Here is a 10,727-nt window from a genome sequence, read left to right as displayed (position 1 = left end):
GCGCCGTCATAACGCGACGAACTTGGATCCTGGCCTGCGCCGGGAGTCATGGGCGCCAGTGGCGCGCATGACGTTGGCTGATTATCTGGTCATTCAAATAGCGCGGCTCCGGTAGAGCCGCCTGACCCATTACGCCAGCTTCGGCGTCCCCACCTTCACATCCCCGCACTGTGCCCGGTGCATCAGCGCATGATCGATCAGCACCAGCGCCAGCATCGCCTCCGCAATCGGCGTCGCCCGGATCCCGACACAAGGATCATGACGCCCGAAGGTCTCGACCATCACCGGCTTGCCGTCCTTGTCGATCGAGCGCCGCGGCGTGCGGATCGAGGACGTCGGCTTGATCGCGATCGACACCGTGATGTCCTGCCCGGTCGAGATCCCGCCCAGCACCCCACCGGCGTTGTTGCCGACAAAGCCCGCCGGCGTCAGCTCGTCGCCATGCTCGGAGCCCTTCTGCGCCACCGAAGCGAAACCGGCGCCGATCTCGACGCCCTTGACCGCATTGATCCCCATCATGGCGTACGCAATGTCGGCGTCCAGCTTGTCGTAGATCGGCTGGCCCCAGCCGACCGGCACGCCGCGCGCCACCACGTCGATGCGGGCGCCGATCGAGTCGCCGGCGCGGCGCAGTTCGTCCATCGCGGCTTCCATGCGCCCCAGGAGGTCGGCGTCGGCGGTCGCCGCGAAGAAGGGATTCGCATGCACGTGCTCGAAGGACTGGAACGGCACGTCGATGTCGCCCAGCTGGCGCATGCAGCCGAAGAACTCGGTGCCGTGCTGCTCGCGCAGCCACTTCTTGGCCACCGCGCCGGCGCCGACCACCGGCGCGGTCAGGCGCGCCGAGGAACGGCCGCCGCCGCGCGGGTCGCGCACGCCGTACTTGTGCCAGTAGGTGTAGTCGGCGTGGCCGGGGCGGAAGGTTTCGACGATGTTGCCGTAGTCCTTGCTGCGCTGGTCTTCGTTGGGAATCAAGAGCGCGATCGGGGTGCCGGTGGTGACGCCCTGGTAGACGCCCGACAGGATCTGCACCCGGTCGGCTTCCTGGCGCTGGGTCACGTGGCGCGAGGTGCCGGGCTTGCGGCGGTCGAGCTCGGGCTGGATGTCGGCTTCGGACAAGGCCATCCCGGGCGGGCAGCCGTCGATGACGCAGCCGATGGCCGGGCCGTGCGACTCGCCGAAAGTGGTAACGGAAAACAGCTTGCCAAAGGAGTTGCCGGACATGGATTGCTCTGCATGCAAAATGATGGATTTGGCATTCTACCAGTCCCACGGGCGTCGCCGCGGCGTCGCGGTTACTGCCTCAGCCCTAAACAGTTGCCGTAAGGATACATATTTATCATGGATGGCCATTCTGTAAGGTTCCGTAAGGGTAATTGCATATATACTGAGCTGAAACAAGCCCCGCCTCTGGAGACTTATGCCTTCTTCGATGATGCCGCCGGGCCCGACAACAGAAGCGGTCGATGACCGCGACGACCTGGTATTCGCCGACGAAGCCGATCCCGCATCGTCTTCGCCGCAGTCCGCAGCACCCCCGCCCGGCATCCCGGGCTGCCCCGGCGCGAGCTGGCGCATCCTGGTAGTGGACGACGACGCCGACGTGCACTCCACCACCATCTTCGCGCTCAAGGGCGTCGAGATGCAGGGCCGGTCGCTGGAATTCCTGCACGCGTATTCGAGCGAGGAAGCCTACGCCATCCTGGCGCGCGAACCGGACATCGCGGTGGTGCTGCTGGACGTGGTGATGGAGCGTCCCGACGCCGGCCTGCAGCTGGTGCGGCGCATCCGCGAGGAACTCGGCCGGATCGAGGTCCGCATCATCCTGCGCACCGGCCAGCCCGGCTACGCGCCCGAGCTGGACGCGATCCGCAACTACGACATCAACGATTACCGCACCAAGTCCGAACTCACCCGCACCAAGCTGTACACCGCGGTGGCCGCCGCCGTGCGCTCCTACGAACAGTTGCGCGCGCTGGACGCCAGCCGCGCCGGCCTGGAACACATCCTCGGCGCCGGAGCCCAGCTGATGGCGCTGCACGGTGTGGCCGACGCGGCGCGCGGCATCCTGCGCCAGCTGGCCGCCCTGCTCGGCCAGGCCGAAGCCGGCGCGCTGTGCGTGCGCGAACGCGGCGACGGCCGGCCGGACGCGATCCGCGCGATCGCCGCCGCCGGCGAGCATGCCAGCCTCGCCGGCAGCGTGCTGGCGGGTCCGCGCCAGGCGGCGCTGGCCGGCGCGGTGCGGCGCACCCTGGACGAGCGCCGCCGCATCGAAGATGACGGCTGGCTGACCCTGCACCTGCCCGGCAAGGCCGGGCGCGACTTCGCCGCCTGCATTCCGCTGACGCGGCCGGTCGGCGATCTCGAATGCCGCCTGCTCGACGTGTTCGCCAGCGTGGCCGCGGTCGGCCTCGAGAACGTCGAACTGGTCACCCACCTGAATCAGGCCGCCTTCCGCGACCAGCTGACCGGCCTGCCCAACCGCACCCACCTGGTCGAACTGATCGACGCCGCGCTGGCCGGACCGGGGCGCAATGCGGCCACCCTCGCGATCGTCGACCTCGACCACTTCGCCGAGACCAACGACGCCCTCGGCCACCATTTCGGCGACATGCTGCTGGTCGCCGTCGGGCGCCGGCTGGAAGAGCGCCTGAAGGACTGCCCGGCGGCGAAACTCGAAGTGGCGCGCATCGGCGGCGACATCTTCTGCGTGCTGGGCGACGCCGCCGCGGTGCAGCCGGCCACGATCGCGGCGCTGTTTCGCGAACCCTTCCGCATCGACGGCCAGGACGTGCAAGTGTCAGCCACCCTCGGCCTGGTACGCCTGTCGGAGCACGACGGCAGCGGCGCCGACGCCCTGAAGGACGCCGACATCGCGCTCAAGCGCGCCAAGGCCCAGCAGCGCGCCGGCTTCTTCTATTTTTCGCGCAGCATGGGCGTCGAGATTCGCGAGCGGGTGCGCATGATGCACGCGCTGCGCAGCGGCTTCCAGCGCGGCGAACTGTTCCTGGCCTTCCAGCCGCAGGTCGACCTGGCCAGCGGCCGCGCCTTCGGCGCCGAGGCGCTGCTGCGCTGGCGCACCGAGGATGGCCGCATGATCGGGCCGGACCGCTTCATCCCGATCGCCGAATACTCGGGCCTGATCGTCGACATCGGCGAATGGGTGCTGCGCCAGGCGCTGGCCGAACTGGTGCGCCTGCGCGCGGGCGGCCACCAGGACTTCACGATGTCGGTGAACGTCTCGCAGGTCCAGTTCCGCCACCCCCACTTCGTCGACATGCTGCGCCGCGCGCTGGACGACACCGGCGCGCCGGCCGAATACGTGGAACTCGAGATCACCGAATCGATGGCGATGGAAGAACCGGCGCTGCTGGTCGAAAAGCTGGCCCAGGTCAAGCGCACCGGCGTGTCGATCGCGATCGACGACTTCGGCACCGGCTTTTCCTCGCTCTCGCACCTGCAGCGGCTGCAGGTGGACCGGCTCAAGATCGACCGCACCTTCGTTACCGAGATCACCGGCTCGGCGCGCGGCAGCAGCATCGCCGAGATGGTGATCCAGCTGGGCCGCAACCTGGGCCTGTCGGTGATCGCGGAAGGGGTCGAGGACGAGCGCCAGGCGCACATCCTGCGCACCCTGGGCTGCCCGCTGGCGCAGGGCTTCCTGTTCGCGCGGCCCTTGACGCCGGAGGCGCTGCTGGAGTGGCTGGACAACCAGGCCCTGACCGAAGCGGCGTGATGTCGTTGTGGGCGGACGGCCGCGCCGTCCACCCGGCGATCAGTCCTCGGCGGCCTGCTCGGCCGGCCAGTCGCGGATATAGGCCTTGAGCATGCGGTTCTCGAAGCTCTGCGCCTCCAGCACCGCCTTGGCCACGTCGTAGAACGAGATCACGCCCAGCAGGGTGCGGGCATTCATCACCGGCAGGTAGCGCGCGTGCTTCTCGAGCATGATGCGGCGCACCTCGTTGACTTCGGTGTCCGGGGTGACGGTGATCGGGCTGTCGTCCATCACCTTGCGCACCGTGCCGTTGCCGAGAGCGCCGCCCCCGGCGTGCAGCTCCTTGATCACTTCGCGGAAGGTCAGCATGCCGACCAGGTCGCCGTACTCCATGACGACCAGCGAGCCGATGTCCTTTTCCGCCATCGTCGCGGCCGCCTCGAGCAGGGGCATGTCGGGCGTGACGGTATAGAGGATTTCACCTTTCACCTGCAGGATCTCGGAGACTTTCATATTGGCCACCCCGTCAGCTTGGTTAGTGATACCAGAAATATTTGTATAAGGCATAACACTGACTGTAGCCGATGCCCGCCAAAAAATCCAGCTTCGCACCAAAGCCGGGACAGATGCCCCATTGCGGAACATGAAAAGGGTGCTAGGATGCGGGCCATCCCAACCACGGATGAGTACGATACGATGAGCGGTCCACAAGATCCCGGCTTCGACACCCTGGCCCTGCACGCAGGCAGCGCCCCCGACCCCGCCACCGGCGCGCGCGCCACGCCGATCCATTTCACCTCGTCCTTCGCCTTCCGCGATTCGGACCACGCGGCGGCGCTGTTCAACATGGAACGTGCAGGCCATGTGGTTTCGCGCATCTCGAACCCGACCAACGCCGTGCTGGAAGAGCGCATCGCCGCGCTGGAAGGCGGGGTGGCGGGCATCGCCACTGCCAGCGGCCAGGCCGCGATGCACCTGGGACTGGCGACCATCTGCGGCGCCGGCAGCCACATCGTGGCCTCGAAGGCGCTGTACGGCGGCGCCCATAACCTGCTTCACTACACCCTGCGCCGCTTCGGCATCGAGACCACCTTCGTCGACCCGCGCGACCTCGACGCCTGGCGCGCCGCCATCCGCCCGACCACCAAAGTCCTGTTCGGCGAAACCCTCGGCAACCCGGGCCTCGACGTGCTCGACGTCCCGTCGATCGGGGCGCTGGCCCACGAACACGGCCTGCCGCTGATGGTGGACGCCACCTTCACCACGCCGTATCTGCAGCGGCCCTTCGACCTGGGCGCCGACCTGCTGTTCCATTCGGCCACCAAGTTCCTGTGCGGCCACGGCACCGCGGTCGGCGGCCTGCTGGTCGACGGCGGCACCTTCGACTGGGACGCCGCCCACGCCCGGCACGGCCGCTTCCCGGAACTGTGCGAACCCTACGCGGGTTTCCACGGCATGGTGTTCGCGGAAGAATCGACCGTCGCCCCCTTCGCCCTGCGCGCGCGCCGCGAAGGCCTGCGCGACTTCGGCGCGGCCATGAGCCCGCACAACGCCTTCGCCATCCTGCAGGGCATCGAGACCCTCGGCCTGCGCATGGAGCGCCACGTCGCCAACACCCGCCGCGTGGTCGACTTCCTGCTGTCGCATCCGGCGGTGGCCTCGGTGTCCTGGCCCGAGCTGGACACCCACCCAGACCACCTGCTGGCCCAGCGCCTGCTGCCCAGGGGCTGCGGCGCGGTGTTCACCTTCGAGCTCAAGGGCGACCGCGCGGCCGGACGGCGCTTCGCCGACGGCCTGCAGCTGTTCTCGCACCTGGCCAATGTCGGCGACGCCAAGTCGCTCGTCATCCACCCGGCCTCGACCACCCACTTCCGGGTGCCGGCGGAAGAACTGGCAGCGACCGGCATCAGGGAAGGCACGATGCGCCTGTCGGTCGGCCTGGAAGACCCGGACGACCTGATCGAGGACCTCAAGCGCGGCCTGAAGCTGGCCCGGAAGGGAGCGTGACATGAAGCGCGACATCAACGGCGCGGCCTGCTACGCCTACACCGGCGGCAAGCCTTTCGACCCTGCGCTGCCGACGGTCGTGTTCATCCACGGCGCCCAGAACGACCACTCGGTGTGGGCGCTGCAGAGCCGCTACCTGGCCCACCACGGCTATTCGGTGCTGGCGGTCGACCTGCCCGGCCACGGCAGGAGCGGCGGCCCTGCATTGGTTAGCATCGAGGCGCTGGCCGCCTGGCTGGTCGCTTTCCTGGAAGAGGCCGGCGTGCAGCGCGCCATCCTCGCCGGCCACAGCATGGGATCGCTGATCGCGCTGGAAGCGGCGAGCCGGGCAGGCGGCATCGTGGCCGGCCTGGCCCTGCTCGGCGCCACCTATCCGATGAAGGTGTCGGACGCCCTGCTCGAGACCGCGCGCAGCGATGAAGCGGCCGCGATCGACATGGTCAACGTCTGGTCGCACTCCTCGATCGCGCACAAGCCCTCCTGCCCCGGCCCCGGCTTTTCGGTGATGGGCGGCGCGCGCCGGCTCATGCAGCGCATGTCGGCGCGCAATCCGGATGGGCTGTTCCACACCGACTTCGCGGCCTGCAACGCCTATGCCAATGGCGAGGCCGCCGCGGCGACCGTGCAATGCCCGGTATTGTTCGTGTTCGGCGCCAAGGACGTGATGACGCCGCCGCGTTCGACGAAACTGCTGACCGGACTGCTCACCCATGGCAGAATCGTGACCGTGGACGCCGGCCACCAGCTGATGGCCGAAGCGCCCGACGCGGTGCTCGACGCCCTGTCCGGCTTCGCCGCCGCCGCGCTGAAGTAAGACCATTCGAGGCACAGGAGACCCCATGAACGCACGCCATGCCAGCTTCGCGGAGTTCTATCCCTACTACCTGACCCAGCACGCCGACCGCCGCTGCCGGCGCGCCCACTTCATCGGGACATCGTCGGCGATCGCCGCGGTCGCCCAGTACATCGACAGCCTGAACGCCTGGTGGCTGCTGTTCGCCGTCGTCAGCGGCTACGGCGGCGCCTGGATCGGCCATTTCTTCTACGAGAAGAACCGGCCGGCCTCGTTCACGCAACCCTGGTATTCGTTCCGGGCCGACTGGGTGATGTACTGGCAGATGCTGACGGGGAAACTCAGCTGGTGAGCTTCAAGCGCCGTCCAGCACCGCGCGCACCCGCCGTTCCAGTTCCGCCAGGGTAAACGGCTTGGCGATCACTTCGACGCCGGGATCCAGCACCTCGCCCTGCACCAGCGCATTGCGCGAGTAGCCGGTCGCGAACAGCGTCTTCAGCGCGGGGCGCAGCGCCAGCGCCGCGTCGGCCAGCTGGCGGCCGTTGGTCTGCGGCATGATCACGTCGGTGAACAGCAGCGCCACCTCCGGATGCCCGTCGAGCAGGCGCAGCGCGCTCGAGGCATTGTCGGCGGCCAGCACCCGGTAACCCAGTTCGCTCAGCATCTCGACCGACAGGGTGCGCACCGCATCCTCGTCTTCCACCACCAGGATGGTCTCGCCGGCGGCGCGCCGTGGCGCCGGGCCGGCTGGGGAAGGCGCCGGCAGCTCGGCCTGCGCCGCGTGGCGCGGCAGGTAGATCCGCACCGCGGTGCCCGCGCCCGGCGCGCTGTCGATGCGCACCAGGCCGCCCGACTGGCGCGCGAAACCGTAGACCTGGCTCAGGCCCAAACCGGTGCCGCGCCCCACTTCCTTGGTCGTGAAGAAAGGCTCGAAGGCCTTGGCCGCCACTTCCGGGGGCATGCCGGCGCCGTCGTCGATCACCGCCACCGTCACGTAGTCGCCCGCCGCCAGGCCGGGATTGGCCGCCGCCTTGGCCGCGTCGACCTGCACATTGGCGGTCTCGATGCGCAGGTGGCCGCCGTCCGGCATCGCGTCGCGCGCATTCACGGCCAGGTTCAGGATGGCGTTTTCCAGCTGGTTGGCGTCGGCCCAGGTCAGCCACAGGTCCTCGCTCAGCCGCGCTTCATAGCGCACGTTGCCGCCCAGGGCGTGGGCCAGCAGGTCGGTCATGCTGCCCACCAGCCGGTTCACCGACAGCGCGCCGGGTTTCAAGGCCTGCTGGCGCGAAAACGCCAGCAGGCGCTGGGTCAGCTGGGCGGCGCGCTTGACGCCGCCCTTGGCCATGCCGATATAGTGCAGGGCCTTGTCGTCGCCGGCGGCGAAGCGCCGCCCCAGCAGCTCGAGCGCGCTGTTGACCACCGCCAGCATGTTGTTGAAGTCGTGCGCGATGCCGCCAGTGAGCTGGCCGACCGCTTCCATCTTCTGGGCCTGGCGCAGCGCGTCCTCGATGCGCACGCGCTCGGCCACGCCTTCGATCACGCGCCGCTCCAGGGTCTCGTTCATGTCGCGCAGGGCGATCTCGGCGCGGTGGCGCTGGCTGACGTCCTGGAACAGCACCGCCACCTGGCGCCGCTCGGGCGGCTCGATGCGCAGCGCGGCCAGCTCCAGATGACGCCCGGTGGCCTGCAGCTCGCGCCGGAAGCGCACCGGCTCGCCGGTCACCAGCACCTGGCGGTAGGTCTCGACCCAGGCCTCGGCCTCCAGCGGCACCATCTCGCGCACGCGCCGGCCGACCACGTTCGGGATGCCGGCATTGGCTTCGTAGGCGGGGTTGGCCATCACGTGCACGTAGTCGCTCAGCGGCCCGTGCGGCCCGTCGAGGAATTCGATCACGCAGAAGCCCTCGTCGATCGACTCGAACAGGGTGCGGAACTGGCGCTCACTTTCGCGCAGGGCGGCGATCGCCGCATTGCGTTCGCTGAGGTCGAGCATGGCGCCGATCATGCGCAGCGGCCGGCCGTCCGCGTCGCGCAGCACCGTGCCGCGATCAAAAATGTCGGCATAGCTGCCGTCGGCGCGGCGGAAGCGGTATTCGCCGGTCCAGCTTGTCCCGCCATGGTCGATCACGGCGTGGATGGCGACGCCGATGCGCTCGCGGTCGTCCGGATGGATATGGTCGAGCCACCAGTCGGCCGTGGTGTGTTCGAGCGCGTGGCCGAACAGGGTGGTCACGGCTTGGTTCCAGACCACGTGGCCGTCGGCCAGTCTCCAGTCCCAGATCGCGTCGTTGGTGGCCAGGCGCGCCAGCCGGTAGCGCTCCTCGACCTCCTGGCGGTCGGCCTCGCGCCGCTGCGCCGCCTCCAGGCTGGCGGCCAGCTCCTGCTGCGCCAGCATCTTGCCGGTGGTTTCCCACACGGTGCAGGACAGGCCGCGGATGGCGCCGTCGTCGTCGCGCAGCGGCGTGTAAGAAAAGGTGAACCAGGCCGGTTCGTCGAAGCCCTTGCGCCGCACCACCAGCGGCAGGTCGTTGCGCACGACGCCGGTGCCGGCCAGGGTCTGTTCGATCAGGGGCGCGACATCCGGCCAGACTTCGCGCCACACCTCGGCCAGCGGCGCGCCGAGGGCGGCCGGGTGCTTCCCGCCCAGCATCGCGGCATAGGCGTCGTTGTAGACCATCGCCAGGTCCTCGCCCCAGGCCAGCCACATCGGCACCGGCGAATCGAAGAGCATGGCGACGGCTGCGCGCAAGGGGCGCGGCCACTGCGCCGGGGCGCCGATCGTCGACCTGCTCCAGTCATGCCGCGCCAGCAGTGCGGCCTGCGGCCAGCCGCTAGCGTCGATGGGTTCACGCATGGGAGGGCCCCGCCGCGAAGTGTCCCGCCAGGGTCTGCTCCAGACCCGCCTCGACCGCACCCTCGACCTGGCGCGCCAGGGCGGCCGTATCGAGCGCCAGCGCGGTCGGTGGTCCGGTCTCGTCCAGTGCCGCGCCGCCGGCGCCGGCCACGTCGAACACGAACAAGCGGTAGACGTCGGCCAGGCGGATGGTGGACGGATCGGCCAGCAGCACCCAGTTCTCGTAGCTTTCGCGGGCGCCGCGGCCCCAGCGCACCCGCGCCGGCACCTCGTCCTGCACCCGCCCGACCCAGCCGGCCGCCACCAGCTTTTCCAGCAGCTCGCCCATCTCGTCGTAGCCGATGCGGGTATGCGCGCGCACCGCCGCACTCGACACCAGCGCGGTGCCGGTGGCCTGCGAACTGCCGTGCAGCACCTTCAGCACCGCCATCGCGTCCACGAAAGCGCTGCCCGGCGTCGGCTGGTGCCACCAGCGTTCGTACTTCACCACCGGCAGCGCCGCGGTGAACACGGCGCCGACCAGGGTGATCATCCAGGACAGGTACATCCACACCAGGAACAGCGGCAGCGCGGCCAGGGCGCCGTAGATGATGGCGTAGGTCGGGAACTGGCGGATGAACAGTGCGAAGCCGCGCTTGGCGACTTCGAAGGCGAGCGCCGCAGCCAGGCCGCCCCACAGCGCGTCGCGCCAGTGCACGCGCCGGTTCGGCACCGCCATGTAGAGCATGGTGTAGAAGCCGGTCGACAGCCCGATCGAGACCAGGGTGAAGAACAGCGCGCCGAAGAACGGCACCGAGGCGACCAGGCCGCCGGTGGCGCTGAACAGCTGCGAGGTGGCGCTCAGCGACAGGCCGAACAGGATCGGGCCCAGCGAGACCAGGGCCCAGTAGACCAGCACCCGCTGCGACCAGGGACGCGCGCGGCGCACGCCCCAGATCTGGTTGAAGGCGCGTTCGATCATGCCCATCATGGCGGTGGTCGTCCCCAGCAGCAGCACCGCGCCCAGCAGCGACAGGCCCTTGGCCTTGTCGGCGAACTGGCTCAGGTTGGAACTGATGGTGTTGGCGATCGCCCTCGGCATCAGGGTCTGCACGAACCAGGTGTCGAGCGCCGCGCGCAGCTGGCCGAACACCGGGAAGGTGGTCAGGATCGCCAGCACGATGGTGAGCAGCGGCACCAGGGCCAGGGTGGTGGTGAAGGTCAGGCTGCCGGCCACCTGCGGCAGCTTTTCCTCGCGTAGGCGGCGGCGGGCGAAGCGCAGCAGGTCGCGCGCTTCCGACAGCGTGAGCCAGCGCATGCGGTCGACGCCGAGCGAGAGCATGTCGGAGGTGCCGCGCGATAGGGAATGGACAGTTTTC

Annotated in this window: 8 protein-coding genes; 4 read left to right on the top strand and 4 right to left on the bottom strand. The window is 69.2% G+C overall.

Translation table 11 applies throughout. The annotated features are described in order from the left end of the window. Positions 1-129: 129 nt before the first annotated feature. A complete protein-coding gene (aroC, locus tag LQ564_RS09720) occupies positions 130-1,224 on the bottom strand; it encodes a chorismate synthase (RefSeq protein WP_231057899.1) in 1,095 nt (364 codons plus the stop codon). A gap of 196 nt (positions 1,225-1,420) precedes the next feature. Between aroC and LQ564_RS09715 the strand changes: the two genes are divergently transcribed. Then, complete coding sequence (locus tag LQ564_RS09715; RefSeq protein WP_231057898.1) at positions 1,421-3,736, top strand: GGDEF/EAL domain-containing response regulator; 2,316 nt, start codon at positions 1,421-1,423, stop codon at positions 3,734-3,736. A 39-nt stretch (positions 3,737-3,775) separates the two neighbouring features. On the opposite strand, the gene LQ564_RS09710 is transcribed toward LQ564_RS09715, so the two are convergent. Next, positions 3,776-4,228: a CBS domain-containing protein gene (locus tag LQ564_RS09710; RefSeq protein WP_231057897.1), complete on the bottom strand. Its 453-nt coding sequence runs from the start codon at positions 4,226-4,228 to the stop codon at positions 3,776-3,778. Between the two features lie 183 nt (positions 4,229-4,411). Between LQ564_RS09710 and LQ564_RS09705 the strand changes: the two genes are divergently transcribed. Genes LQ564_RS09705 through LQ564_RS09695 form a run of 3 tightly spaced genes read left to right on the top strand, consistent with a single transcriptional unit; the run spans position 4,412 to position 6,867 of the window. Next, on the top strand, positions 4,412-5,722 hold the full coding sequence (locus LQ564_RS09705) for an O-acetylhomoserine aminocarboxypropyltransferase (protein WP_231057896.1): 1,311 nt from the start codon (positions 4,412-4,414) through the stop codon (positions 5,720-5,722). Position 5,723: 1 nt separating this feature from the next. Beyond that, positions 5,724-6,536 carry an alpha/beta fold hydrolase gene (locus LQ564_RS09700; RefSeq protein ID WP_231057895.1) on the top strand — a complete coding sequence of 271 codons (813 nt, stop codon included), beginning with the start codon at positions 5,724-5,726 and terminating at the stop codon, positions 6,534-6,536. 25 nt (positions 6,537-6,561) lie between these two features. Then, on the top strand, positions 6,562-6,867 hold the full coding sequence (locus LQ564_RS09695) for an Mpo1-like protein (RefSeq protein WP_231057894.1): 306 nt from the start codon (positions 6,562-6,564) through the stop codon (positions 6,865-6,867). Positions 6,868-6,870: 3 nt separating this feature from the next. On the opposite strand, the gene LQ564_RS09690 is transcribed toward LQ564_RS09695, so the two are convergent. Together LQ564_RS09690 and LQ564_RS09685 are read right to left on the bottom strand one after the other, a co-directional pair. Then, on the bottom strand, positions 6,871-9,369 hold the full coding sequence (locus LQ564_RS09690; RefSeq protein WP_231057893.1) for a hybrid sensor histidine kinase/response regulator: 2,499 nt from the start codon (positions 9,367-9,369) through the stop codon (positions 6,871-6,873). Further along, positions 9,362-10,690, bottom strand: a complete 1,329-nt coding sequence (locus tag LQ564_RS09685) for a YihY family inner membrane protein (protein ID WP_231058140.1) — start codon at positions 10,688-10,690, stop codon at positions 9,362-9,364. Before LQ564_RS09685 ends, LQ564_RS09690 begins: the two co-directional genes overlap by 8 nt. Positions 10,691-10,727: the final 37 nt, after the last annotated feature.

Origin of the sequence: Massilia phyllostachyos (assembly GCF_021044825.1) — a bacterium.
Taxonomy (GTDB): Bacteria; Pseudomonadota; Gammaproteobacteria; order Burkholderiales; family Burkholderiaceae_D; genus Telluria; species Telluria phyllostachyos.
Note: the sequence above shows the minus strand (reverse complement) of the source record. Positions and strands in the feature narration are given on the sequence as shown.